At 73.8% G+C, this 23,736-nt stretch carries 23 protein-coding genes; 11 read left to right on the top strand and 12 right to left on the bottom strand.

Features of this window, described 5'->3' with window-relative positions:
- The first annotated feature begins 33 nt into the window (after positions 1-33).
- Positions 34-531 carry a transcription elongation factor GreA gene (gene greA, locus ABZ920_RS09685; RefSeq protein ID WP_030989689.1) on the top strand — a complete coding sequence of 166 codons (498 nt, stop codon included), beginning with the start codon at positions 34-36 and terminating at the stop codon, positions 529-531.
- 126 nt (positions 532-657) lie between these two features.
- Here greA and ABZ920_RS09680 read toward each other — a convergent pair whose 3' ends face one another.
- From ABZ920_RS09680 to ilvA, 3 genes are all read right to left on the bottom strand, one after another.
- Positions 658-1,515: an ABC transporter permease gene (locus tag ABZ920_RS09680; protein WP_361500859.1), complete on the bottom strand. Its 858-nt coding sequence runs from the start codon at positions 1,513-1,515 to the stop codon at positions 658-660.
- Positions 1,512-2,546, bottom strand: coding sequence for an ATP-binding cassette domain-containing protein (locus tag ABZ920_RS09675; RefSeq protein WP_361500856.1), 1,035 nt, complete (start codon positions 2,544-2,546; stop codon positions 1,512-1,514). Before ABZ920_RS09675 ends, ABZ920_RS09680 begins: the two co-directional genes overlap by 4 nt.
- A 298-nt stretch (positions 2,547-2,844) precedes the next feature.
- Positions 2,845-4,074, bottom strand: coding sequence for a threonine ammonia-lyase (gene ilvA / locus ABZ920_RS09670; RefSeq protein WP_361500854.1), 1,230 nt, complete (start codon positions 4,072-4,074; stop codon positions 2,845-2,847).
- A 145-nt stretch (positions 4,075-4,219) separates the two neighbouring features.
- On the opposite strand from ilvA, the gene ABZ920_RS09665 reads away from it, so the two are divergent.
- The 3 genes from ABZ920_RS09665 to ABZ920_RS09655 all read left to right on the top strand — a co-directional run bounded on the left by ABZ920_RS09665 (position 4,220) and on the right by ABZ920_RS09655 (position 5,727).
- On the top strand, positions 4,220-4,741 hold the full coding sequence (locus tag ABZ920_RS09665) for a MarR family transcriptional regulator (RefSeq protein ID WP_361500851.1): 522 nt from the start codon (positions 4,220-4,222) through the stop codon (positions 4,739-4,741).
- A 131-nt stretch (positions 4,742-4,872) separates the two neighbouring features.
- Complete coding sequence (locus tag ABZ920_RS09660) at positions 4,873-5,400, top strand: sigma factor-like helix-turn-helix DNA-binding protein (protein WP_361500848.1); 528 nt, start codon at positions 4,873-4,875, stop codon at positions 5,398-5,400.
- A 78-nt stretch (positions 5,401-5,478) separates the two neighbouring features.
- Positions 5,479-5,727 (top strand): hypothetical protein, encoded by a 249-nt coding sequence (locus ABZ920_RS09655; protein WP_361501003.1) that lies wholly within the window; start codon positions 5,479-5,481, stop codon positions 5,725-5,727.
- 256 nt (positions 5,728-5,983) lie between these two features.
- On the opposite strand, the gene ABZ920_RS09650 is transcribed toward ABZ920_RS09655, so the two are convergent.
- The gene (locus ABZ920_RS09650; protein ID WP_361500845.1) at positions 5,984-7,138 is read right to left on the bottom strand and encodes a cystathionine gamma-synthase; all 1,155 of its coding nucleotides are present in this window, start codon (positions 7,136-7,138) and stop codon (positions 5,984-5,986) included.
- A 325-nt stretch (positions 7,139-7,463) separates the two neighbouring features.
- Here ABZ920_RS09650 and ABZ920_RS09645 point away from each other — a divergent pair, with 325 nt between their 5' ends.
- From ABZ920_RS09645 to ABZ920_RS09630, 4 genes are all read left to right on the top strand, one after another.
- A complete protein-coding gene (locus tag ABZ920_RS09645) occupies positions 7,464-8,582 on the top strand; it encodes a hypothetical protein (RefSeq protein ID WP_361500842.1) in 1,119 nt (372 codons plus the stop codon).
- A 167-nt stretch (positions 8,583-8,749) separates the two neighbouring features.
- Positions 8,750-9,463: a peptide-methionine (S)-S-oxide reductase MsrA gene (gene msrA / locus ABZ920_RS09640; RefSeq protein ID WP_361500839.1), complete on the top strand. Its 714-nt coding sequence runs from the start codon at positions 8,750-8,752 to the stop codon at positions 9,461-9,463.
- Positions 9,464-9,685: 222 nt separating this feature from the next.
- Positions 9,686-10,039: a DUF6247 family protein gene (locus ABZ920_RS09635; protein WP_361501000.1), complete on the top strand. Its 354-nt coding sequence runs from the start codon at positions 9,686-9,688 to the stop codon at positions 10,037-10,039.
- A complete protein-coding gene (locus tag ABZ920_RS09630) occupies positions 10,036-10,308 on the top strand; it encodes a hypothetical protein (RefSeq protein WP_361500836.1) in 273 nt (90 codons plus the stop codon). The genes ABZ920_RS09635 and ABZ920_RS09630 overlap by 4 nt, the downstream gene beginning before the upstream one ends.
- A 228-nt stretch (positions 10,309-10,536) precedes the next feature.
- Here ABZ920_RS09630 and ABZ920_RS09625 read toward each other — a convergent pair whose 3' ends face one another.
- Positions 10,537-11,577: an NAD(P)-dependent alcohol dehydrogenase gene (locus ABZ920_RS09625; protein WP_361500833.1), complete on the bottom strand. Its 1,041-nt coding sequence runs from the start codon at positions 11,575-11,577 to the stop codon at positions 10,537-10,539.
- 171 nt (positions 11,578-11,748) lie between these two features.
- Between ABZ920_RS09625 and ABZ920_RS09620 the strand changes: the two genes are divergently transcribed.
- Entirely contained in the window at positions 11,749-12,702 is a 954-nt protein-coding gene (locus tag ABZ920_RS09620; protein ID WP_361500830.1) for a helix-turn-helix transcriptional regulator, read from the top strand.
- Between the two features lie 132 nt (positions 12,703-12,834).
- On the opposite strand, the gene ABZ920_RS09615 is transcribed toward ABZ920_RS09620, so the two are convergent.
- Entirely contained in the window at positions 12,835-14,082 is a 1,248-nt protein-coding gene (locus ABZ920_RS09615; protein WP_361500827.1) for an Ig-like domain-containing protein, read from the bottom strand.
- Between the two features lie 201 nt (positions 14,083-14,283).
- The gene (locus ABZ920_RS09610) at positions 14,284-14,670 is read right to left on the bottom strand and encodes a hypothetical protein (protein WP_361500824.1); all 387 of its coding nucleotides are present in this window, start codon (positions 14,668-14,670) and stop codon (positions 14,284-14,286) included.
- Between the two features lie 109 nt (positions 14,671-14,779).
- Between ABZ920_RS09610 and ABZ920_RS09605 the strand changes: the two genes are divergently transcribed.
- On the top strand, positions 14,780-15,106 hold the full coding sequence (locus ABZ920_RS09605; protein ID WP_361500821.1) for a hypothetical protein: 327 nt from the start codon (positions 14,780-14,782) through the stop codon (positions 15,104-15,106).
- 80 nt (positions 15,107-15,186) lie between these two features.
- On the opposite strand, the gene hutH is transcribed toward ABZ920_RS09605, so the two are convergent.
- The 3 genes from hutH to ABZ920_RS09590 form a co-directional block, all read right to left on the bottom strand.
- Positions 15,187-16,725: a histidine ammonia-lyase gene (gene hutH / locus ABZ920_RS09600; RefSeq protein WP_361500997.1), complete on the bottom strand. Its 1,539-nt coding sequence runs from the start codon at positions 16,723-16,725 to the stop codon at positions 15,187-15,189.
- Positions 16,726-16,916: 191 nt separating this feature from the next.
- The gene (locus ABZ920_RS09595; protein WP_361500818.1) at positions 16,917-18,062 is read right to left on the bottom strand and encodes a GGDEF domain-containing protein; all 1,146 of its coding nucleotides are present in this window, start codon (positions 18,060-18,062) and stop codon (positions 16,917-16,919) included.
- A 655-nt stretch (positions 18,063-18,717) separates the two neighbouring features.
- Positions 18,718-19,512, bottom strand: coding sequence for an enoyl-CoA hydratase-related protein (locus ABZ920_RS09590; RefSeq protein WP_361500815.1), 795 nt, complete (start codon positions 19,510-19,512; stop codon positions 18,718-18,720).
- Between the two features lie 583 nt (positions 19,513-20,095).
- On the opposite strand from ABZ920_RS09590, the gene ABZ920_RS09585 reads away from it, so the two are divergent.
- Positions 20,096-20,896, top strand: a complete 801-nt coding sequence (locus ABZ920_RS09585; RefSeq protein ID WP_361500813.1) for a hypothetical protein — start codon at positions 20,096-20,098, stop codon at positions 20,894-20,896.
- Between the two features lie 595 nt (positions 20,897-21,491).
- Here ABZ920_RS09585 and ABZ920_RS09580 read toward each other — a convergent pair.
- Both ABZ920_RS09580 and ABZ920_RS09575 read right to left on the bottom strand, forming a co-directional pair.
- The gene (locus tag ABZ920_RS09580) at positions 21,492-22,619 is read right to left on the bottom strand and encodes an adenylate/guanylate cyclase domain-containing protein (protein ID WP_361500810.1); all 1,128 of its coding nucleotides are present in this window, start codon (positions 22,617-22,619) and stop codon (positions 21,492-21,494) included.
- A gap of 150 nt (positions 22,620-22,769) precedes the next feature.
- Positions 22,770-23,672, bottom strand: coding sequence for a biotin--[acetyl-CoA-carboxylase] ligase (locus ABZ920_RS09575; RefSeq protein WP_361500808.1), 903 nt, complete (start codon positions 23,670-23,672; stop codon positions 22,770-22,772).
- Positions 23,673-23,736 lie beyond the last annotated feature (64 nt).

Raw genomic sequence — 23,736 nt, 5'->3', positions numbered from 1 at the left:
GCTTTGTATTCCCAGCACCGACGAGGAGCACCTGTGACCCAGACCAGCGAGAACGTCACCTGGCTGACCCAGGAGGCGTACAACAAGCTCAAGGACGAGCTTGAGTACCTTACTGGTCCTGCGCGCACGGAGATCGCCGCCAAGATCGCGGCCGCGCGCGAGGAGGGCGACCTGCGCGAGAACGGCGGGTACCACGCGGCCAAGGAGGAGCAGGGCAAGCAGGAGCTCCGCGTACGCCAGCTGACCCAGCTCCTCGAGAACGCCAAGGTCGGCGAACCGCCGGCCGCGGACGGTGCCGTCGCGCCCGGCATGGTCGTCACGATCGCCTTCGACGGCGACGAGGACGACACCCTGACCTTCCTGCTCGCCTCGCGCGAGTACGCGAGCGCCGACATCGAGACCTACTCGCCGCAGTCGCCGCTCGGCGCCGGCGTGATCGGCCACAAGGTCGGCGAGGACGCGGAGTACGAGCTGCCCAACGGCAAGAAGGCCTCCGTCAGGATCCTGAAGGCCGAGCCCTACACGGGCTGAGTCCGGCCGGTCACGGGACCGGCCCCGCGCATCGCCTGCGCCCCTTCGACGAGCCCCCGGCGCGAATCCCTCGCCGGGGGCTCCACCATGTCCGCCACCGGACGTCCCGGCGGGCGCTCCTCCGCTCTAGGCGCCGGCCGAGCGGTACTTCCGTACGGCGAGGGTGCGGAAGACGACGATGATGACGGCCGAGTAGATCAGCGAGGCCCAGACCGGGTGCTGCATGGGCCAGGCGTCCGACTGCGACTGGCCGGGGTTGGCGAACAGCACCCGGCAGGCCTGCACCGTGGCGCTGAACGGGTTCCACTCGGCGATGTGCCGCAGCCAGGGGGTCATGTTGCTCGAGTCCACGAAGGCGTTCGAGATGAACGTGACCGGGAAGAGCCAGATCAGCCCGCCCGACGTGGCCGCCTCCGGCGTGCGGACCGACAGGCCGATCAGGGCGCCGATCCAGGTGAAGGCGTAGCCGAGGAGGAGCAGCAGGCCGAAGGCGCCGAGCGCCTTGCCGACGTTCGTCTCGCCGTTCGACCCGACGCGCCAGCCGACCAGCAGGGCGACCACGGCGAGGACCAGCAGGGTCAGCGCCGTCTGCACCAGGTCGGCGAAGGTGCGGCCGGTCAGCACGGCGCCCCGCGCCATGGGCAGCGAGCGGAAGCGGTCGATCAGCCCCTTGTGCATGTCGTCGGCGATGCCCGCCCCGGCGCCGGCGGTGGCGAACGTGACCGTCTGCGCGAAGATGCCCGCCATCAGGAAGTTCCGGTAGGCCTCGGGGTCCGTGGTGTCGCCGATGCGCATCGAACCGCCGAAGACGTACGAGAACAGCACCACGAACATGATCGGCTGGATGAGCCCGAAGATGACCATCTCGGGGATCCGCGACATCCGGATCAGGTTGCGCTTGGCCACGACCAGCGAGTCGCGGACGGACTGGCTGACGGCGTTGCCGGGCGCGGCGGTGCGCGCGGTGTCGGTGAGGGCGCTCACTGGGCGGTCTCCTTCTTGCGCCGGCGGTCCCTGGTGGCCGCGCCGCCGTCGTGGTCGTCGTGGTCGTCGTGGTCGTCGAAGGCGTCCTTCGATTCGGCGACGTGACCGGTCAGGGACAGGAACACGTCGTCGAGGGTGGGGCGGCGCAGACCGATGTCGTCGATCTCGATGCCGCGGGCGTCCAGCTCGCGGATGACCTCGGCCAGCAGCTTCGCGCCGCCGGTGACGGGCACCGTGAGGCGGCGGGTGTGCTCCTCGGTGGTCACGTCCCCCTTGCCGAAGCCGCGCAGCACCTCGGCCGCGGTGGCCGTGTGCGCGCGCTCGTGCACCACGACCTCCACGCGCTCCCCGCCCGTGCGGGCCTTGAGCTCGTCGGACGTGCCGCGGGCGATGACCCGGCCGTGGTCGACGACCGCGATGTCGTGTGCGAGGTGGTCGGCCTCTTCGAGGTACTGCGTGGTCAGCAGCAGCGTCGTGCCGCCGGAGACGAGCTGCTTGATGACCTCCCACAGCTGCTGGCGGTTGCGCGGGTCGAGTCCGGTCGTCGGCTCGTCCATGAACATCACCGGCGGGGAGACCACGAGCGCGGCCGCGAGGTCCAGCCGGCGGCGCATACCGCCGGAGTACGTCTTCGCGGGCCGGTCGGCGGCGTCCGCCAGGTTGAACTGCTCCAGCAGCTCCGCGGCCCGGGCCTTCGCCGCCCCGGCCCTCATCTGGTAGAGCTGCCCCACCATCTGGAGGTTCTCGCGGCCGGTCAGGTATTCGTCGACCGCGGCGAACTGGCCGGACAGCCCGATCGAGCGCCGTACCTCGTTGGGCTGGGTCATCACGTCCAGGCCCGCGACGACGGCCCGGCCGCTGTCGGGGCGCAGCAGGGTCGTCAGGCAGCGGACGGCGGTCGTCTTGCCCGCGCCGTTGGGCCCGAGCAGCCCCAGCACCGTGCCCTCGGGCACGTCGAGGTCGATGCCGTCCAGAGCCCTTACGTCACCGAAGGTCTTCACCAGGCCTTCGGCATGGATGGCACCTGGCATGTGAGTCTCCCCGTCCTTGGTCGTGGTCGTGGGTCGCAGGAATTCGGTTGAAAAAGTCTGGGTTCGCGCGTATTGAGACACCAGCGGAGTGGTGCGCGCCACACAGTAACGCGATGTATCGCGTCTGTCGACGGACTTTCCCGAACCAGTGACGAAGGAGGCGCTGCCCGTCCCGCGGACCGACGTCGCCGGCAGGCGGCACACGCGGGCCGCGCCGGGGCAGAGGGCGTCGCACCGCGCCCCCGGCCGGGGCGCGCCCCGGCCGCTGCCCGCCGCGGCCCGTGCGGCACCGGCGGACTCAGTCGATGACCGTGTAGCCGGCGTCGCGCAGTGCCTGGTCCACCTCGGCGCAGTGCGCCGGACCCTTCGTCTCCAGATGCAGCTCCACCTCCGCCTCCGTGAACCCGAGCCGTGGATCGGTCCGTACATGGCTCACGTCGAGGACGTTAGCGTCGGCCACTGACAACACCCCGAGAAGCGTCGCGAGCGCGCCGGGCCGGTCCGGCAGACGCAGCCGGACGGCCAGGTAGCGGCCCTGCGCGGCCATGCCGTGCCGCAGCACGCGCTGCAGCAGCACCGGATCGACGTTGCCGCCGGACAGCACCGCCACCACCGGCCCCTCGAAGGCGTGCGGGTCGCTCAGCAGCGCCGCCACCGGACTGGCCCCCGCCGGCTCGACCACCAGCTTCGCCCGCTCCAGGCACAGCAGCAGCGCGGCGGACAGCGCGTCCTCACTGACCGTGCGCACCTCGTCCACCAGGTCGCGGACGAGCCCGAAGGGCACGGCGCCCGGCCGCCCGACCCTGATGCCGTCGGCCATCGTCACCGGGTGCTCGATCGACACCGGGCGCCCGGCCTCGAGCGAGGGCGGGTACGCCGCCGAGCCCGCCGCCTGCACCCCGACGATCCGCACGTCCGGCCGCAGTCCCTTCACCGCCACGGCGACACCGGCCGCGAGCCCCCCGCCGCCGACGCCGACCACGACCGTGCGCACCTCCGGGCACTGCTCCAGGATCTCCAGCCCGACCACGCCCTGGCCCGCGATGACGTCGGGGTGGTCGAACGGGTGGATGAACACCGCGCCGGTCGCCGCCGCGTACTCCTGGGCCGCGGCCAGCGTCTCGTCGACCACCTGGCCGTGCAGGCGCACCTCGGCCCCGTACTCACGGGTGGCACTGATCTTGGGCAGCGGCGCGCTCCTCGGCATGAACACCGTGGCGTGCACACCGAGCAGCGACGACGCCAGGGCGACGCCCTGCGCGTGGTTCCCGGCGCTCGCGGCCACCACCCCGGCCGCACGCTCCTCGGGCAGCAGCCCGGCGATGCGCACATAGGCGCCGCGCAGCTTGAACGACCCCGTACGCTGCAGGTTCTCGCACTTGAGCTGCACCGGCGCGCCCACGAGGCGGGACAGGTGCCTGCTGCCCTCCATCGCGGTCACCCGTGCGACACCCGAGAGCATCTTCTGGGCGCCGCGGACGTCGTCGAGGGTGACGAGCGGCAGGATGTCGGCCGTGCGGTAGTTCATGACGCCAGTCTCGCAGTTCACCGGCGCGAAACGGCGGTGTGACCAACCTCCGGGACGGGTTCCCGCAGCGCCGGTACGCCCCGCCACCCGGCCGCGTACCCTGTCCCCCAACCCAGCACCCCCTTCATGAAGTGAGCCCCCGGCCATGCCCACACCTGAAATGTCGATGGACATGACGACCGTCGGTGATCCCGGTCTTCTCGACACGCTGCAGCACGAGGTGGCACTGTTCGCCCGCCGTGCCGAACAGACCCGGCTCGGCGGGGTCGGGCAGGTGCGCAACTCCATGGACCGCGCCGCCTACCTGCTGCTCAACCGCCTCGACACCGAGGGCCCGATGGGCGTCAAGGCGCTCGCCGCCAGCATGGGCATCGACTCCTCCACGGTCACCCGGCAGGTGGCTCCCCTCGTCGACACCGGGCTCGTCAAGCGGACCTCGCACCCGGAGGACGGGCGGGCGGTCGTCCTGCAGCTGTCCCCGCGCGGGCTGGCGCGGCTGGAGGAGGTGCGCTCGTCCCGGCGCCGGCTGATGGCCGAGCTGACCCACGACTGGACGCCCGAGGACCGCGAGACCTTCTGCGCCCTGCTCACGCGCTTCAACCGGGCCCTCTCCGCCCGCCAGGCGGCCCAGGGCACGCCGGGCACGGACACCCCGCCGGCGTCCTGACCCGCTGCCGCGGCTCTTGACCCGGGGCCGCGCCTGGCCTCAGATGGGACCGGGTCCCCGTCGTGCGCGGCCGCGCGGTCCGCACGCGCACGGGGTCCCCTTTCGGAGGTCGCCCTCGGCGGGGAGGCGCGGTGCGGAGACGGCAGGCGTCCCACGGGGCTCGCCGGGACGGCGAGTTCGAGGCCTTCGTCGCCGGAGCGGCGGGCCGGATGCTGCACACCGCCACCCTGCTCACCGCGGAGGCCCTGGACGACAACCCGCGCGCGCGGCGCCTGCTGACCCTGGCCCTCGCGCGCACGTACGCGGACTGGGACCGGCTGCGCGGCGAGGACCCCTACGACCGGGCCCGCCGGCACCTGGCCACCCGCTTCTGGCGCGAGGCGTGGCACCGGCCCGGCCCCCGGCACGGCGGCCCCGGCCGCTCCCGCCCGCAGCACGTCGGCGTGCTGGCCGCCCTGAGTCCCCAGGAGCGCCTGCTCCTCGTCCTCAGACTGTACGAAGGCGTCGCCGAGGAGCAGGCGGCGGCGCTGCTCGGTCTGCCCACGGACCGGGTCCGCACCCTCTGCGAACGCGCGACCGTCACCCTCACCCGCGCGCCCCGCGCCTCCCACGCCCCTCCCGCGCCGGGCGTCCGCGGCCGGAGGGTGGCTTCGCCGTGACGGGGCGCGGGAGCGCGGCGCGCCGACGACGACGGTGTGGTGGGTGGGCTCGTGAGGGTGGCCGAGGGGGTGGCCGGTGTGAACCGGGCGGAGCGTGAGGCGGCCGTGCGGCGGATGCTGGAGCAGTCCTCACCCCCGGTACCGCCGGATCTGTGCGCGGAGGCCGTACGGCGCGGCGGGCGCGTGCTGCGCCGCCGGACGCTCGCGCTCCGGGTGATGGGGCTGCTGCTGCTCGCCGCCTGCGTGGCCTCCGCCGTGTGGGCCCTGACGGCCCGGCCGTGGGCGGAGCCGCCGTCGCAGACGACTCCGCCCGTGACCGGCTGGTGAGACGGGCGACGACCGCGCTCCTCCCGGCACGGCCGCCGCCCACCGCCGTGACCGTGTAGGTGTGGGTGTCACCGTCGTCGCCGCGGCCGTCGTCGTCTGTCGTCACCGTCGCCGCAGAGCCACAGCCACCGTGTCGGCGCCGTCGCCGTCGCCGTCGCCGTCTTCCCGGCGGGCGGGGATGGGCGGACCGCGCAGGCGGCGGCCCGGCTCTGCCCGGACGCGACGGGGAGGGCCGGGCCGACGGCGGGCGCACCTGCTAGCCGAGGGCCTGCTTCAGGTCCTCCAGCAGGTCGTCGGCGTTCTCGATGCCCACGGAGAGGCGGACCAGGTCGCCGGGGACCTCCAGGGCGGAACCGGCCGCGGAGGCGTGCGTCATGCGTCCCGGGTGCTCGATGAGCGACTCGACACCGCCGAGCGACTCGCCGAGCGTGAAGACCTGGGCGCGGTTGCAGACCTCGACGGCCGCCTCCTCGCCGCCCTCGACGCGGAAGGACACCATGCCGCCGAACGCCCTCATCTGCTTCGCGGCGATCTCGTGACCGGGGTGCTCGGGCAGGCCCGGGTAGAGGACGCTCGTCACGCGCGGGTGCCGCGACAGCAGGTCGGCGACCTTCGTGGCGTTCTCGCTGTGCCGGTCCATGCGCACCGCGAGGGTCTTGGTGCCGCGCAGCACCAGCCAGGAGTCGAACGGTCCCGCGACCGCGCCCATCGCGTTCTGGTGGAACGCCAGCTCCTCGCCCAGCGCCGCGTCGTCCACGATCAGCGCGCCGCCGACGACGTCGGAGTGGCCGCCCATGTACTTGGTCAGCGAGTGCACGACCACGTCCGCCCCCAGGCTGAGGGGCTGCTGCAGGTACGGCGTCGCGAAGGTGTTGTCGACGACGAGCCTGGCGCCGCCGTCCCGGGCGACCTGGGCGACGGCGGCGATGTCGGTGATGCCGAGCAGCGGGTTGGAGGGGGTCTCCACCCACACGACCTTGGTCTTCGGAGTCATGGCGGCACGCAGAGCTGCCGGGTCGCTGCTGTCCGCGACCGACCACTCCACGCCCCACCGGGCGACGACCTTGGCGAAGAGACGGAACGTTCCGCCGTACGCGTCGTTGGGGATGACGACGTGATCACCGGGCGAGAGCAGCGTACGCAGCAGGCAGTCCTCGGCCGCCAGTCCGGACGCGAACGCGAGGCCGCGGCGGCCGCCCTCCAGGGCGGCGAGGTTCTCCTCGAGGGCCGTGCGGGTCGGGTTGGCGCTGCGGCTGTACTCGTAACCGCCGCGCAGGCCGCCCACGCCGTCCTGCTTGTAGGTCGAGACCTGGTAGATCGGCGGGACGACCGCGCCGGTCGCCGGGTCGGCGGTGTTGCCCGCGTGGATCGCGAGGGTCTCGAAGTGCTGACTGATGTGCCTGTCGCTCATGGGCACCGAGGGTAGTGCGCCCGCGGAGCGAGTGGCGCACGGCGCCGCCGGGCGCGCGGCGCCGCCCCCACCGGACGGTCCGCTCGCCGCGCCCCGCTGGGCCCCCCGCCCTGAGGCCGGACACCCCGTCGACCTGAGCCCGGGAACCCGTCGCCCCCGGCTCGGACGTCCCGGTCGCCCCAGCCCGGGCACCCCGTTGCGCGAGCCGTTCGGACGATCCGCCGGCCCTCGCCGCCCGCCGCCGGAAGGGCGCCCGCCCGGCCGTTTTCCACAGGTTCGCGGCACGGGTTGGCCAATTGCCGGCACGGTCTGGAACGCTGGGGACATGGAGATTCTCTGGGTCCTGATGGCGCTGGTCATGCTGGGCTTCGTGCTGCTTCCCCTGCTCAGGCGCCGGCGCGGCGTCATCGAGCAGGTGCCGCCCGGACACCCGGACGCAGCGGACCCGGCGACCTACGGCTTCGTCCGCCAGGAGGAGCTGGACGTCCGCCTGCCCGGCCCGGACCAGGACCTGCTCGACGTCCTGGACGTGGTGCGGCGCACCCAGGACTACCGCGCCGCGTCCCAGCTCCTCGCGGGCACGGAGGCGGAGGGCGAGCTGCGCTGGCAGCGCGTGCAGGCCTTCGCCGGTGCCGCGGCGCTGGAACTGCAGGAGCGGCCGGGCGGGGTAGGCGAGACGCCCGGCGGGCAGTGGCTCAGGGTGTGGCGGGCCGAGGCGCCCAAGGACCCGGGCGGTGCGGCGGTGCACGCCGAGTTCCTGGTGCAGCAGGCCTGGCGGACGTCGGCACCGGGGACGGACGAGTTCCGGATCATCATGGAAGAGGCCCGGGACGCGTGCGGCCAGGCGGCACTGCTGGCCCCCGGCGACCCCGTCCCGTACATCGTCGAGCTGTCGGTGGCGCGCGGACTGGCGTACTCGCGGGGCGAGTTCGAGAAGCTCTGGCTGAAGATCCTGGACCGGGCGCCGGCCCACATGGGCGCGCACCTGGCCGCCCTGCACTACTGGTGCGAGAAGTGGCACGGCTCGCGGGAGCTGGCCATGGAGTTCGCCCAGGCGGCCGCCGCCCGCGCTCCCCGGGGTTCGCTCCTGGCGGCCATGCCCCTCTTCGCGGTCTTCGAGCACCTCCCCGAGGTGAACCTGGTCAGCGGCTTCTACCGGAGCGAGGTCGTGACGAAGGCGATCCACGGCGCCCTCTTCGCCGCCCAGTCGGCCCGTTCCGACGACCCGGTGGCGGCGCACGTCCGTCACCTGCTGGTCTTCTTCCTGGTGCGGTCCGAGCGCTGGGCGGAGGCCATGGGCCAGCTGATACACGTCGACGGCCACGTGGGCGCCCTGCCGTGGAGCCTGTCCGAGGACCCGGCCGCGGAGTTCGCCGTCTACCGGGCCCTGGCCGTGGCGGGCTACGAGGCCAACGGCGGCAGCCCGGCGACACTGCTCCACTGAGAGCTCGGGGCACGAGGAGCGCACCGCCGCCACGTGCCGACGGCGGGGGCGGGGGCGGAGGCGGAGGCGGAATGCCGGACGCCCCCGATTCGTTCAACCTGAAGCCACCTCCAGGTCGTGACACCGGGCGACCGGGGAAGCAGGCGACAAGACGAAGGAGCCCGCTCATGCTGTTCGGCCGTACACCCGTCCTGCCCACGCCCGAGCAGGCGCTGAAGGGCCGCCCGGAGCCGGCGTTCACGGTCCCGGAGCGCCACACGGTCCTCGGCACCCCGCTGCGCGGCCCGTACCCCGAGGGCCTGGAGATCGCCGACTTCGGCCTGGGCTGCTTCTGGGGCGCGGAGCGCGCGTTCTGGCGGCTGCCGGCCGGTGTGTGGACCACCCTCGTCGGCTACCAGGGCGGCTACACCGAGAACCCCACCTACGAGGAGGTGTGCTCGGGCCTGACCGGCCACACGGAGGCGGTCCGCGTGGTCTACGACCCGAAGGTCATCTCCTACGCGCAGCTGCTGAAGACCTTCTGGGAGTCCCACAACCCCACGCAGGGCTTCCGCCAGGGCAACGACGTGGGCACCCAGTACCGCTCCGCGATCTACACCCACACCCCCGCCCAGGCGGAGACGGCGGAGGCCTCCCGCGCCGCCTACCAGGAGGTCCTGACCTCCTCCGGCTACGGCACGATCACCACGGAGATCCTCCCGGCCGCCGGCCGCCCGTTCTACGCGGCTGAGGCCTACCACCAGCAGTACCTGGACAAGAACCCGGCGGGCTACTGCGGCCTCGGCGGGACAGGCGTCGAGCTGGCCGAGCCGTTCGAGACGAACTGGGGCGCGTCCTGCCCGACCGGGGTCGCGCCCGCCCCCGAGGTCACGGACCGGTAGACCACCCGACAAACCGGGAACCGCGGCGTCGCCGGCGGACGTGAGGCGCCCCGAACGACACGCGTCGCCCCGTCGACTGCAGCCGAGGTCGTCCCCTCATCCGGTCCGAGGGGACGGCCTCGGCTGCAGGATCGCTTCTCCCTCACTCGTTCGAGCGGTGCGGAAAGACCCATGCCCGATACGCTGAGGCGCGGGATCAGAATCATGCCCATGGGAGCAGCCATGACCACCTCCGCCGCTGGGCAACCGCTCATCCCCCAGCCCCCTGCCACGGTCGCCGCACTGCGGCAGGCCATTCGTCAGATCGCGCCTGCCGCCCTTCCGGCCTTCACCCGTGAGCTGGACCAGGCTGCCGACCAGTCCCGGCAGGGCTCGGACCTGGGGCCGCTCCAGCGGTTCGTCGCCCAGTGGGCGGTCTACGTCCACATCCAGCGCCAGCCTCGCCTGGCAGCGGCGCTCCGGCGCTGTGAAGACGCCGCCGAGTCGGGCGACGCCGCCGAGGCACGATGCGCCGCCTCCGAGATCGGGCGGATCCTGGACGAAGCCCACGCCGCCATCGGCCTCCCGGCCCGGTGAGCACGGACTGGCGCTGGGAGTACGACCCCGACCACGCCCACGTCGCGGGCGGCGTGCCTGCTCACGTGGTGGCGGAAGTGGAACGTCTGGCCGGCCAGTTGGTCGAGCTCGCCAGTACGGGCATCGACGTCAGCGATCTCGGCAACGGTCCCCGGCCGGGCGGCCTACGCCGCTTGGACGCTGCCGGAGGCTGGTTCTACTTCCTGGTGGCACCGCGGGACCCCCTGATCATCGTTGTCCGCATCGTGCCGCCGTTCGACTCGCTGTAGCAATCCGGCCCCGTCTCCGCAGGCCGGGGGCCCGGTCCGATCCGGGGGCGTCCTGCCCACCGGGTTCGCGCCCGCCCAGGCCACAAGCAAGTGGCCGATGGTGCGAGCCGTGGGATTGGATGAGCCTCCGCCACCTTGTCGCCCGTGCGCCCGGGTACGGGTCGAGACGGGACCGCCGGCCCGGCGGCACCCCGCCTCGCGGAGTGCCGCCGGGCGTCGCCGTCCGGCTCAGATGGTCGCCGTGTCGATCACGAAGCGGTAGCGGACGTCGCTGGCGAGGACCCGCTCGTACGCCTCGTTGATCTCCTCGGCGCGGATGAGCTCGATCTCGGCGCCGATGCCATGCTCGGCGCAGAAGTCGAGCATCTCCTGGGTCTCGGCGATGCCGCCGATGCTGGAGCCGGCCAGCGTCCTGCGGCCGCCGATGACCGAGAACAGGTTGAGGGAGATGGGCTCCTCGGGGGCGCCCACGTTGACCAGGGCGCCGTCCGTGCGCAGCAGCGACAGGAACGCGCCGAAGTCGAGCGGGGCGGAGACCGTGGAGACGATCAGGTCGAAGGTGCCCGCGAGCTCCTCGAAGGTCTTCGGGTCGCTGGTGGCGTAGTAGTGGTCGGCGCCCAGCTTCAGCCCGTCGTCCTTCTTGCGCAGCGACTGGGACAGGACGGTCACCTCGGCGCCGAGCGCGTGCGCGATCTTCACGGCCATGTGGCCGAGGCCGCCCATACCGAGGACGGCGACCTTCTTGCCCGGACCGGCGTTCCAGTGCCGGAGCGGGGAGTACGTGGTGATGCCGGCGCACAGCAGCGGCGCGGCGACGTCGAGGGACAGGCCGTCGGGGATGCGCACGACGTAGTTCTCGTCGACGACGATCTTCTCCGAGTAGCCGCCGTGGGTGGGCTGCCCGTCCCGGCCGATGGCGTTGTACGTCATCGTCGCGCCCTTGGCGCAGTACTGCTCCAGGCCTGCCGTGCAGTTGTCGCACTCGCGGCAGGAGTCGACCATGCAGCCGACGCCCACGCGGTCGCCGACCTGGAACTTGGTCACGCCCGGTCCCACCTCGGAGACGACACCGGCGATCTCGTGGCCCGGGACCATCGGGAAGATCGCCTCACCCCAGCCCTCGCGGGCCTGGTGGATGTCGGAGTGGCAGATACCGGCGAACTTGATGTCGATCTCCACATCGAACTCGCCGACGGCACGGCGCTCGATGGTGGTGCGCTCCAGCGGAGCCTTGGCGGCGGGTGCGGCGTACGCGGCGACAGTGGTCATGCCGGGGGGCTCTCCTCGGTGTTGTCAATTCCCGGCCGCCTTCCGGCCGGGTACGGTCTCCAGACTGCCCGGCGATCGGGGATCCACCCAGGCCCCGCCTTTGCCTACGTTGCCGGTGCGTACCACTGGCGGGGTCAGGCTCGGGTGCGTACGACCGTGAATACTGGACGTATGGACACACAGCCCGACACCGCGCCGGAGCCGGCCCCCGGCGGCGCCGCAGGCACCTCCGCGGGAGCCGGTGGGGACACCGGTGCGGGGCTGGACCGGCGGGCCGAGCTCAGCGAGTTCCTGCGTACCCGGCGCGCCCGGCTGACGCCGCAGGACGTCGGCCTGCCGGACTACGGCCGGCAGCGCAGGGTGCCGGGGCTGCGCCGGGAGGAGCTGGCCCGGCTGGCCGGGGTGTCGGTGGCGTACTACACGCGCCTGGAGCAGGGCAACGGGCGGAACGTGTCGGCCGAGGTGCTCGACTCCATCGCCCGCGCGCTGCGTCTCACCGACGCCGAGCACGCGCACCTGACGCACCTGGCGAAGCCGAAGCCGAAGCACAAGAAGAAGGCGGCGGTGCGCACCCAGCAGGTGCGGACGTCGCTGCGCCGGCTGCTGGACACGCTGGACGGCGTACCGGCCTACGTCGTGGGCCGGCGGGCGGAGATCCTGGCCTGGAACCGGATGACGGCGGCGGTCTTCGGCGACTGGTCGGACCGGCCCGTGCAGGAACGCAACTGGGCGCGGCTGGTCTTCCTCGACGCCTACTACCGCGATCTGTACGTGGACTGGGAGCAGAAGGCGATCGACATCGTCTGCGCGCTGCGCATGGAGGCGGGCTGCTATCCGGACGACCCGCGGCTGTCGGCGCTGGTGGGCGAGCTGTCGGTCAAGAGCGAGGACTTCCGCCGGCTGTGGGCCAAGTACGACGTCAAGGAGAAGAGCCACGGCGTCAAGCACCTGCGTCATCCGCTCGTCGGCGAACTGGTCCTGTACTACGACTCGTTCCGGCTTTCCGACGACAGCGAGCAGTCCATGATCGTGTACCACGCCGAGCCGGCCTCCCCGTCGGCGGAGGCCCTGCGCCTGCTGGCGAGCTGGGGGACGGACGCCACCCGGGCGGGCACCGTGAGCTGACTGGGCGGCGGGGCGCCGCGCCGGGCGCCTGTCGCCCGGCGGACGCTCGCGGGACGCCGGGCGCCGCCCCCCTTCGGGAAGACACCGATGCCGCCTCGAAGGAGGCGGCATCGGCGAGGGGGTGAGGGGCGGTCAGACGGCGGAGCCGGCCTTCCACTCGGACCAGCTCATGTTCCAGCCGTTGAGGCCGTTGTCGGGAGCGACGGTCTTGTCACCGGTGTTGGAGACGACGACGACGTCACCGACGATCGAGTTCTCGTAGAACCACGCGGCCGGCGTGCTGGGGTCGTTCGCGCCCTTCTTGTCCTGCAGGCCCACGCAGCCGTGGCTGGTGTTGACGTTGCCGAAGACGGAGGGGGAGCCCCAGTAGTTGCCGTGGATGAAGGTGCCGGAGGTGCTCAGGCGCATGGCGTGCGGCACGTCCTTGATGTCGTACTCGCCCTTGCCGTCGTCGTCCGTGAAGCCGACGGTCGCGCCGTTCATCCGGGTCTCCTTGAACTTCTCGGAGATCACCATCTGGCCCTGGTACGTCTTGTTGTCGGGCGAGCCGGCGGAGATCGGGATGGTCTTGACGACCTTGCCGTCCTGCGTGACCTTCATCTGCTTGGTCTTCGCGTCGACGTAGGAGACCTGGTTGCGGCCGATGTGGAAGGTGACCGTCTTCTGCTGCACGCCGTAGACGCCCTGGGCGCCCTCGACGCCGTCGAGCGCGAGCTTCAGCGTGACGGTGGAGTTCTCCGTCCAGTACTCCTCGGGCCGGCAGTCCATGCGGTTGGCGTTGAACCAGTGGCAGGCGACCTCCTGGCCGCTGCTGGAGGTGACGGTGACGCCCTTCTGGACGGCCGCCTTGTTGGTGATCGCCTTGTCGAAGTTGATCGACACGGGCATGCCGACGCCGACCGTGGAGCCGTTGTCCGGCGTGAAGCTGCCGATGAAGCTGTGCGCGGGGGCGACCGTGGTGAACGAGGCGTTCTCGTGGGCGGCGCGGCCCTTGGCGTCCGTGGCGGTCGCCGCGATGCGGTAGGTCGTGGCCCGCTCGAGCTGGCCGCTGGGCTTCCAGCTCTTCTTGTCGGCGGATATCCGGCCCTCGACGGTCTCGCCGTCGGTGGTGGTCATCGTCACCTCGGTCAGCGTGCCCTTGGCGACGGTGACGGCGGCGGCGTTGTTGATGGAGGCGTTGTCGGAGCCGTCGGCGGGTGTGATCTTGATCTGGGCCTCAGAGGTCTGCTGGGCCGCCGCCTTGTCGGCGCCGGCCTGCGAGGCGCCCTTGTTCGCGTCGGTGGCGTCCGCGTCGCCGCCGGAGCACGCCGTGAGCATCAGGACACCACCGAGCAGCGCGGACGCGGTCATCAGACACTTGCGCCGCTTACTGTTCGTCATCACACATTTCTCCATCGTCGCCGAATCCCCATGACCCCGAGTCCCCCGCTGAGAACCATCAACGTTACGACCGGTTCGTCCCGTTCCCGGGCCGCGCGGCTGTGGGACACGCCACGTCCGCCGGTCCGGGCCGGTGCGTGAAGTGAGACGACGGAACCCCGGGTCGCGGTTGCCCCCGGGGTCGCCGTGATCCGGGCGGCGTCAGCCGGGGTGACCGCGGTACTCCGTGGCGCCGTCGCCGCCCCCTTCGTCGTCGTGGTCCTCGTCGACATCATCCTCGTCGACGTCCCAGTCCGGAGCGTCGGGGTCGTACTCGATCCGCTCGCCGGACCAGGAGGCCTGCTGCAGTTCGACCCCCGGCACCTCCGCCACCAGCGCGAACGGGTCCACGAGGTAGGCGAGGGCTTCCGCGGTGTCTTCCGTCACAGCCTGCTGGGCGTGTACCCGTTCTTCCGCGGACATGTCACCGTTTTCGGTCTCGTCGCTGAGGCGGCGCCGGGCGGCCCGGCTCACGGCCTCCTCGTCGTCGATCTCCAGGACGAGCTCCACGCGAAGGCGGACGAATCGTGATGTCTCTTCAGTACTCATGCGGGGAGCGTACGGCTCAAACGTCCCGTGACTTTCCTGTGACCCGCCACCTTCACTAACATCGCCTCACACGGCCAATTCGCCAGCGCCACAAGGGGATCGATATTCCGTGTCATCCGCTCGCCGTACGTTGCTGACCGCCACCGCCGCGGGGACCCTGCTGGGCGCCCTGTGGTTCGTCCCGTCCGCGAACGCGACGGTGGGGGCGCCGGCGAGAGAGGCCGCCCCGGCGGCGCCGACGACACAGGTCACGGTGCAGGCCAGGGCCGCGTCCACGGCCACGGAGGTGTCCGGCGAGCAGTCGGGCGACGGCACCGAACTCGCCGACACGGGCAGCTTCGACACCACCCCCTACGTGATGGGCGGCACGCTGTTCCTCGCGGTGGGGGCCGGGTTCGTGGTCTATTCGGTGCGCCGGGAACGCCTCGGATTCTGACGCCGGTCCCACCGGACCTCTTCTTCCGGCGGGGGCGCGGAGGTGCCGGGACCCCGTCGCCGGACGGGGCCCCGGACGGCTCAGCGCAGCGGGCCGGTGACCGTCTCCACCGCGGCGACGAGTCCGCCGTCGCGCACGAAGGCCTCCGCGGCGGCGAGGTCGGGCGCCAGGAACCGGTCCGGGCCGGGCCCGCGCACCCCCGCCTCCCGCGCGGCCTCGATCACGGCGCGCGTCGCTGGGGCCGGGGTCAGCCCCTCGCGCAGCTCGACGGCGCGGGCCGCGGCGTACAGCTCGATCGCGAGGACCCGGGCCAGGTTCCCGACGGCCGTGCGCAGCTTGCGCGCCGCGGACCAGCCCATGGAGACGTGGTCCTCCTGCATGGCGGAGGAGGGAATCGAGTCGGCGGAGGCGGGGACCGCGAGCCGCTTCATCTCGCTGACCAGGGCGGCCTGCGTGTACTGGGCGATCATCAGCCCCGAGTCCACGCCGGCGTCGTCGGCGAGGAACGGCGGCAGGCCGTGGCTGCGGTTCTTGTCGAGCAGCCGGTCGGTACGGCGCTCGGCGATGGAGCCGAGGTCGGCCACGGCGATGGCGAGGAAGTCGAGGACGTACGCCACCGGCGCGCCGTGGAAGTTGCCGTTGGACTCCACCCGGCCGTCGGGCAGGACGACGGGGTTGTCGACGGCGGAGGCGAGTTCGCGCTCGGCGACGAGCCGGGCGTGGGCCAGGGTGTCCCGGCCGGCGCCCGCGACCTGCGGGGCGCAGCGCACGGAGTAGGCGTCCTGGACGCGGGGGGCGTCGTCCTGGTGGTGCCCGGTGAGCTCCGAACCCCTCAGCACCGCCAGCATGTTGGCGGCGCTGGCCCCCTGGCCCGGGTGCGGGCGGATGGCGTGCAGCTCGGGGGCGAGGACCTTGTCCGTGCCGAGGAGCGCCTCCAGGCTGAGGGCGGCCGTGACGTCGGCGGACTTGTACAGGGTGTCGAGGTCGGCGAGGGCCATGACCAGCATGCCGAGCATGCCGTCGGTGCCGTTGAGGAGGGCCAGGCCCTCCTTCTCGCGCAGCTCGACCGGCTCGATGCCGTGTGCGGCGAGCAGTTCGCCGGCGGGCCGCACGACCCCGTCGGGGCCCTCGGCGTCGCCCTCGCCCATCAGCGTCAGCGCGCAGTGGGAGAGCGGCGCGAGGTCGCCGGAGCAGCCGAGGGAACCGTACTCGTGCACCACCGGGGTGATGCCGGCGTTCAGGACGTCCGCCATGGTCTGCGCGACCTCGGGACGCACGCCGGTGTGCCCGGAGCAGACCGTCTTGAGCCGCAGGAACATCAGCGCGCGCACGACCTCGCGCTCGACCCGCGGTCCCATGCCGGCGGCGTGCGAGCGGACGATGTTGCGCTGGAGCTGAGTGCGCAGCTCCTGGCTGATGTGCCGGGTCGCGAGCGCGCCGAAGCCGGTGCTGACGCCGTAGACGGGCTCCGGCTTGGCCGCCAGCGCGTCGACGATCTCCCGGGCCGCGGCGAGGGCCGCCACCGCCTCCCCGGCGAGTTCGACCCGGGCGCCGCCGCGCGCCACGGCGAGAACGTCGGACGCGGTGACACCGGACGTCCCCACCACCACAGTGTGCATATCCATATTCAGGAGCGTACGCAGTGAATTCGCTGGTGTCACCAGCGGGGGGCGGGTTCGCCCCTTACCGGAGGGTAGGCGCTCCCCCCGCGGCGCGGGGACCGCCGGCGGCACGCCCAGAGGCCTCCGGGACCGCCGCGGCACCGCCGGGGGCGTGCGCCTGCGTCGCGGCGTCGGGGCCGGCGGCGGCGTCAGGGCCGGCGCCCGCGGAAGCGGCGGCGTTCGGACGGCGCTCCGGGGGACGGCTCGTCGGCGAGGCGGACGACCGGATCGCCGGGCCCCTCCCGCCCGGCGACGACCGGCCTCTCGGAGCGGAGCGCCTTGGCCCGGTACTGCGCCGCGTCGGCGAGCCGGAACAGCCGCCGGGCCGAGCGCACCGGCCCGACGGCGTCCTCGGTGGAGGCGATCCCGCAGGCGACCCCCTCGCCCAGCTCCAGCTCCGTCGCCCGGCGGCACAGCTCGTCGGCCGCCTTCACCACCTCGTCGGCGGGCACCCCCACCGCGAGCAGGCAGAACTCGTCGCCGCCGAGCCGCGCGGCCAGCGCCCCGGGCACCATCGCCCCGCACAGCGACAGCACCGACCCGAACCGTTCCAGGAGCCGGTCGCCGGCGGCGTGCCCGAACGTGTCGTTGACCCGCTTGAGCCCGTTCAGGTCGCAGACGGCCAGGCTGACCACGGCACCGTCCCGGCGGTGCCGCTCGATGGCCTCCTCCAGCCGTACGTCGACCGCGCGCCGGTTGGCGAGCCCGGTGAGCGCGTCGGTGAACGCCAGCCGGCGGGCCTCCTCCACCTGCTCGGTCTGCGCCATGCCGGCCGCGACGACGGCGGCCAGCACCGTGGCGAAGTCGGCGTCCGCCCGGTCGAAGGCGGGCGCGCCGGCGGAACGGGCGACGTAGAGCTCGCCCCAGGCGCGCCCGTGCAGCACGATCGGCGCGACCACGCACGAGCCGCGCCCGCGCCGCCGCAGCGCCGCGACGCGCTGGTGGCAGTAGCCGGAATGACCGGCGGCCGGGCCGGCCGCGGTCTCGACCCAGGCGTCGGGCTCGCCGCCCGCGGCCCACCGCTCGTGCAGGAACTCGGTGATCTCCGGGAACTGGTGCACCGGATACGTCTCGTCCTCCGGGAACTCCTCCTCCTCCGGCGACCTGTCCCCCACGTTCACGAGGACCCGCAGCCGGCCGCGGTCCCGTTCCCAGACCGACAGCGCGGCGAAGCTGCCGGCCAGCGCGCGGCACGCGCCGAGCGCCGCCGCCCGCCAGGAGTCACGCGGGGTGTGCGTCGCGGCCATGCCCTGCGCCAGCGCCACCACGGCAGCCAGCCGCCTGTTGTCGCCCATCACCCCAGGCTAGGGACGTTTTGCCGCGCATGGGACATTTGGGCGTCTGACAGGGCTCCGGTCACGGGACGCCGCCGGAGCGGTCCCGGCGCACCACGCCGACCGGGCCCGGTCCGCCGCCGCGCGGCACCGGAGGCGGCCGGGACACCGGCGATCCGGTGCCGCGGTTCCGAGCTGTCCACCCGGAGTCCCGGCGTCCCGGTTCCGAGTCGTCCGCCCGCGCTCCGGGGTCACGCTCCCGGGTCTTGCGCGACGGGCACTCCGGCGCACGCTCGCGGATCTTCCAGCGACCGGCACTCCGCGTCACGCTCCCGGATCTCGCACGCCTGGGCTTCGGCGTCACACTCCCGGATCTTCCAGCGACCGGCACTCCGGCGCACACTCCCGGGCCTTTCGCGGCCGGCGCTTCGTCGTCGTGCTCCCGGGTCTTCCGTGATCGGTACTCCGCTGCCCGCTCCCGGGTCCGGCGTTCCGCCCGTATGCGGGCCGTGCACGCCCGGCCGTTGACGGGTCGTGCACGCCCGGCCCGTATACGGGTCGTGCACGCCCGGCCCGCATACGGGCCGTGCACGCCCGGCGCTCCGCCCGTTGCCGAGTCGTCGCGCCCGGCGCTCTTCCCGCCCCCGGGCCGCGCACGGCGCCGGCGGGGCTGCGGTCACTCGCCCGGCCAGCGGGCCGGACGCTTCTCGTTGAACGCCGCCACGCCCTCGGCGCGGTCCCCGGAGAAGGCCACCGCCCGCCAGGCGGCGTCCTCGACCTCGAGTCCGGCCCGCAGGTCCATCCCGTGCCCCAGCCGCAGCGCCCGCTTGGCCGCCCGCAGACCGACCGGCGAGTTCGCGGCCATCCGGGCGGCCAGCGCCAGCGCCTCCTCCCGGTCCCGTCCGTCGTCCACGAGCTGGTCCACCAGTCCGAGCTCGCGGGCCTCCTCGGCGTTCACCCTGCGCGCCGTGAAGATCAGCTCGGCCGCCCGCGCCGCCCCCACGCGGCGCGGCAGCAGCTGAGTGCCGCCGCCTCCGGGGATGACGCCCACGGAGACCTCGGGGAGCCCCACCAGGGCCGTCCGGTCAGCCACGATCACGTCACAGGACAAGGCCAGCTCGAAACCGCCGCCGAGCGCGAACCCGTGCACCGCGGCGATCGTCGGCATCGGCAGCTCCAGTACGCCGGTGTACGCCCCGCGCGCGACGGGCCGCTGCCGCACCAGGTCGGCGTCGCTGAAGGAGTTGCGCTCCTTCAGATCGGCGCCGACGCAGAACGCCCGCTCGTGGGACGACGTCAGCACGACCACGCGCGCGTCCCGGTCGGCGGCGAGCGCGGCGCACGCCGCGGCGATCGAGCGGGCCATGTCGGTCGACACGGCGTTCATGGCCTTGGGCCGGTCGAGGACGAGCTCCGCGACATGGTCGTGCCGCCGCACCAGCACGAACTCCCCGAACCGCTCCTCGCTCATGAAGACCCTCCAGGTTAACGCGGGTTAACAACAGGTCTCCCGATCATCGCAGCCGCGCCCCGGTCGGGGGAAGGGCCGGCAGGGTGTGCCGGCGCGGGCGCCGTCGGCGCCGGCCACGGCAGAGCGGCCCTCCGTGTCCAGGACCGATTACCCGTTCGAGTGACATCCCGCCCATCCTCCGCCGAAGCCCCACGGGAGCGCATAGCGTGCGTCCGCCACGGCGCATCGGGGGCGCAAGCGCACCGGGGAGGGGATCGCGATGACGACGGACACGACCAGAGCGCGGGACGCCGGGGGCGCCGGAACACACGGCACGCGGGGCGTGCCGCCCGCGGGAGCCGGGGCCGAGGGGACCGCGGGCTCCGGGCCTGGCGCTGGACAGGCCGGCGCAGGCGAGGCGCGGGACGCCGGAGGCACGGCGGACACCGAAGGCCCCACCGCCGGCACGGTGGCGGGGGGCGGCGTGGAGGGGGGTGCCGACGACGTCCGCGCCGCCGACGCACGGGCGGGGAAGGGCCGGAATGAAGCACCGCACCCGCCGGGCTCCCGCGCTCACGGCGCGCATCCCGGGAAGATACGGACCGTGGGCTCGCGGGGTGACGCCGGACGAGCCACGGCCACGGACGAGGGCGCCGGGGACACCGACGACTCACGACCCGCACCTCCCTCGGACGGTCCGCAGACCGGGGCGCCCGCGAACCCCGGCGCACGGGCCGGTGACGCCGCCCTCGTCGGTGAGGTCGATACCGCCGGCGAAGCGGCCGCCACCGGCACCTGCGGGGCCGGCGTCCGCGACCCGCTCGGGGGCCTGCGGGTGCGGGGGCGTCACCGTCGGCCCCGGCACCGCAAGGTGTTGCTCGCCGCCGGGGGTCTCGCCCTGGCCGCCGGTGCGCTGAGCCTCGTGCGGCTGGCGCCCGAGTCCGGAGTCGGCGGCCTGGGCGCCGCCGAGGCCGAGCCCCAGCCGGGCCACGGCGGGGTGACCCACGGATCGGTCACTTCGACCGCCGCCGTCACCCCCGGCCCGGCGGACCTGCCCCCGACGGCCGCGCCCTTCGGCGGGGGGAGCTCCCTGCCGGTCCCGGGCACCGGCACCACGCCGGCCGCGTCCTGGTTCCCGGCCACGGGAGCCCGCCCGTCGTACCCGCCGGGCAGTACGCCCCTGCCGGAGGCCCCGAAGGCGCCGCACGCCCCTGCCCCCGGCCCGGCGACCCGGCCGCCCGCCACCTCGGATCCGGAGCCGCGCCCGACCCCGACCTCGGCACCGAGCCGGGAGACACCGGGCCCGGGCACCCACTCCCCCGCCCCGCCGCCGGGCAACCCGGGACTGTGCCTGCCGGTCATCGGGCTGTGCGTGGACCTGGGACTCGGCGGAGCCGGCCACTGAACACCGGCCATGCCGTCACCCACCCCACGCCGCAGCCCGCCCACACCCCGCAGGCGCGGCGGTCAGCGCGCGGACAACCGGATCGAGCGACGACGGGAGCGGCACCGGCGGCCGACCGCCCACGCGATCGCCGGCGGCGAGCCGACCGGGCGGCCTCCGACCGCGACGGCCACCCGAGTGGCCACAGGCCACTGAACACCGGCCACGCCGTCACCCACCCCACGCCGCAGCCCGCCCACACCCCGCAAGCGCGGCGGTCAGCGCGCGGACAACCGGATCGAGCGACGACGGGAGCGGCACCCGCGGCCGACCGCCCACGCGATCACCGGCGGCGAGCCGACCGGGCGGCCTCCGACCGCGACGGCCACCCGAGTGGCCACAGGCCACTGAAACACCAGCCACGCCGTCAGCCACCCCACACCGCAGCCCGCCCACACCCCGCAGGCGCGGCAGTCACCACGGGACCGACGGGATCGTGCGGCGACGGGGTCGGCACCTGCGGCCGGCCACCGCCACGGCGGCCGGTGCCACCCCAGTGACCGGTGCCACCCCAGTGACCGGTGCCGGCAAGACGGCCGGGCGGCCGCCCCCGCGGTCACGGTGTCCTGTCGTCCCGCCGGGTGAGCAGCCAGGGCTCGACCACGCCGAGGCCGCGCACCGGGCGCTGCCACATCGGCTGGAGGGCGAACCGGTAGACCGGGGGCTCCTCGCCCTCCTTCTCCGCGGCGGCCGCGGCCTCGGCCGCCGCCGCCTCCGAGGGCGGGGCCTCACCCATGCGGATCAGTTCCTCGGCGAAGGCGGTGTCGACGAGGACCGCGTCACGCGGGGCTATCGACGTCAGCCGGGAGGCGAGGTTGACGGTCGTGCCGAAGACGTCGCCCATCCGGGTGGTGACCGTGCCGAACGCCATGCCCACCCGCAGCTCGGGCATCGTCTCGTCGTGCGCCATCGTCTCGATCAGGCGCAGCGCGATCTCCGCCGCGACACCCGCGTCGTCGGCGGCGTACAGGACCTCGTCGCCGAGGGTCTTGATGAGCCGCCCGCCGTGCGCGGCCACCAGGTCGGCGGCGGTCGTCTCGAAGGCCTCGACGAGTTCGCCGAGCTCCTCCTCCTCCATGCGGCGGGTCAGCCGGGTGAAGCCGACGAGGTCGGCGAAGCCGACGGCGAGGCGCCGGTCGACCATCTCCTCGTCGTCGGCGGCCTGCACGACGCGCCCGGCGGACGCGGCGAGCTGGCGGCGCCAGACGTAGACGAGGAACTCCTCCAGCTCGGGCAGCAGCAGCTCGACGATCGGGTACGTCACCTCGGTGCGGGTCATCCCCGGCTCGGGCGGCTCGGTCAGGCCCTCCAGGAAGGAGTCCATCTGCCATTCCGCCAGCCGGGCGGTGGTCTGCCCGGTGGACCGGGCGACCTGCACGGCCATGGCCTCGCTGAGCAGTCCCGCCTCGACGAGACCGGCGAGGCGGCGCAGGGCGAGCACGTCGGCCTCGGTGAGCGCCTTGGCCTGCCCTATGTCGGCGAAGCCCATGGCCCGCCAGAAACGGGAGGCGAGCTCCATGGAGACACCGGCGCTGCGCGCCGCCTGGAAGGGGGTGTAGCGCCGGTCGGCGCCCAGGATGAGCTGCTCCAGACGCAGGGCGAGAGGGTCCTCGCCGGGGTCGGCGGCGTGGGGGTCCACCCGGCCGTCCCCGTCCGCGCCGGAGCCCGTGTCGTCGACGGTCACGCCTGCTGCCTTCCGATCTGTCACGGTCAGGTATCGACCGGCCTCAACTCTACGGCAGGTGTGCGCCAGCTCACTCCGTCAGGTCGCGCCGGGGGGTGACGTGACCTGGGTCCCTGAGCCGGCGGCGGGCCCCGCGGCGGGCGGGACGTCTCACGCCGGCCGCAGGTGCACGATGTCCCCCGCGCCCACCGGTTCCTGCACGCCCTCCTTCGTCGCCAGGACCAGGCGTCCGTCGCCGTCCACCGCGACCGCCTCCCCGACGAGCGAGCGGTCCCCGGGCAGCTCGGCGCGCACCATGCGCCCCAGCGTGGCGCAGCCGGCCGCGTAGGTCTCCTGCAGCCCGCTGGCGACCGGATCGCCGCCGGCGGCCCGCCAGCGCCCGTACCAGTCCTCCAGGGACCGCAGCACCGCCCGCAGCAGGGGGTCCCGGTCGGTGTTCCGGGCGCCGGCCAGGGCCAGGGAGCCGGCCTGCGGCACCGGCAGTTCGTCCGCGTGGAGCGAGACGTTGATGCCGACGCCGACGACGACGGCGTCGTCCCCGGCCCGTTCGGCGAGGATGCCGCCGGCCTTGCGCTCCTCGCCGCCGACGGTCACCAGCAGGTCGTTCGGCCACTTCAGGGACGTGTCCACGCCGGCGGCGCGGGCCAGGCCGGTGGCGACGGCGACCCCGGTGAGCAGCGGCAGCCAGCCCCAGCGGGACACCGGCACCTCATCGGGCCGCAGGAGCACGGAGAAGAACAGACCGGAGCGGGGCGGCGCGGTCCAGCGGCGGTCCAGCCGGCCCCGCCCGGCGGTCTGCTCCTCGGCGACCAGGACGGCGCCCTCGGCCACCCTGCCCGCGGCGGCCCGGGCGACCAGGTCGGAGTTGGTGGAGCCGGTGCGCTGCACCACGTCCAGTGCCGACCACAGGCCGTCCTCGCGCACCAGCCCCCGCCTGAGCGCCGTGGCGTTCAGCGGCGGGCGGCCGAGGTCGGACCAGCGCCTGCCGCCGGGTCCGTCGTTGCGGCCCGGGTCGTTGCCGGGGGTGTCGTCTGCTGCATCTCGCGGCGTCATGCAAGCCACACTAGGTGTGGTAAACGCCGCACTGCCGATCAGTGGGGCCACCACTACGCTACGG

It is taken from the genome of Streptomyces sp. NPDC046831 (assembly GCF_040645305.1).
GTDB lineage: Bacteria > Actinomycetota > Actinomycetes > Streptomycetales > Streptomycetaceae > Streptomyces.
Note: the sequence above shows the minus strand (reverse complement) of the source record. Positions and strands in the feature narration are given on the sequence as shown.

What these genes read in the sequence shown, in the direction of transcription:
- ilvA (WP_361500854.1), bottom strand. Translation starts at nt 4,074, where the DNA reads ATGAACTACCGCACGGCCGACATCCTGCCGCTCGTCACCCTCGACGAC.
- ABZ920_RS09590 (WP_361500815.1), bottom strand. Translation starts at nt 19,512, where the DNA reads ATGAGCGAGGAGCGGTTCGGGGAGTTCGTGCTGGTGCGGCGGCACGAC.
- ABZ920_RS09575 (WP_361500808.1), bottom strand. Translation starts at nt 23,672, where the DNA reads ATGACGCCGCGAGATGCAGCAGACGACACCCCCGGCAACGACCCGGGC.
- ABZ920_RS09615 (WP_361500827.1), bottom strand. Translation starts at nt 14,082, where the DNA reads ATGACGAACAGTAAGCGGCGCAAGTGTCTGATGACCGCGTCCGCGCTG.
- ABZ920_RS09620 (WP_361500830.1), top strand. Translation starts at nt 11,749, where the DNA reads ATGGACACACAGCCCGACACCGCGCCGGAGCCGGCCCCCGGCGGCGCC.
- ABZ920_RS09650 (WP_361500845.1), bottom strand. Translation starts at nt 7,138, where the DNA reads ATGAGCGACAGGCACATCAGTCAGCACTTCGAGACCCTCGCGATCCAC.
- msrA (WP_361500839.1), top strand. Translation starts at nt 8,750, where the DNA reads ATGCTGTTCGGCCGTACACCCGTCCTGCCCACGCCCGAGCAGGCGCTG.
- hutH (WP_361500997.1), bottom strand. Translation starts at nt 16,725, where the DNA reads ATGCACACTGTGGTGGTGGGGACGTCCGGTGTCACCGCGTCCGACGTT.
- ABZ920_RS09610 (WP_361500824.1), bottom strand. Translation starts at nt 14,670, where the DNA reads ATGAGTACTGAAGAGACATCACGATTCGTCCGCCTTCGCGTGGAGCTC.
- ABZ920_RS09595 (WP_361500818.1), bottom strand. Translation starts at nt 18,062, where the DNA reads ATGGGCGACAACAGGCGGCTGGCTGCCGTGGTGGCGCTGGCGCAGGGC.
- ABZ920_RS09635 (WP_361501000.1), top strand. Translation starts at nt 9,686, where the DNA reads ATGACCACCTCCGCCGCTGGGCAACCGCTCATCCCCCAGCCCCCTGCC.
- ABZ920_RS09675 (WP_361500856.1), bottom strand. Translation starts at nt 2,546, where the DNA reads ATGCCAGGTGCCATCCATGCCGAAGGCCTGGTGAAGACCTTCGGTGAC.
- ABZ920_RS09665 (WP_361500851.1), top strand. Translation starts at nt 4,220, where the DNA reads ATGCCCACACCTGAAATGTCGATGGACATGACGACCGTCGGTGATCCC.
- ABZ920_RS09625 (WP_361500833.1), bottom strand. Translation starts at nt 11,577, where the DNA reads ATGACCACTGTCGCCGCGTACGCCGCACCCGCCGCCAAGGCTCCGCTG.
- ABZ920_RS09645 (WP_361500842.1), top strand. Translation starts at nt 7,464, where the DNA reads ATGGAGATTCTCTGGGTCCTGATGGCGCTGGTCATGCTGGGCTTCGTG.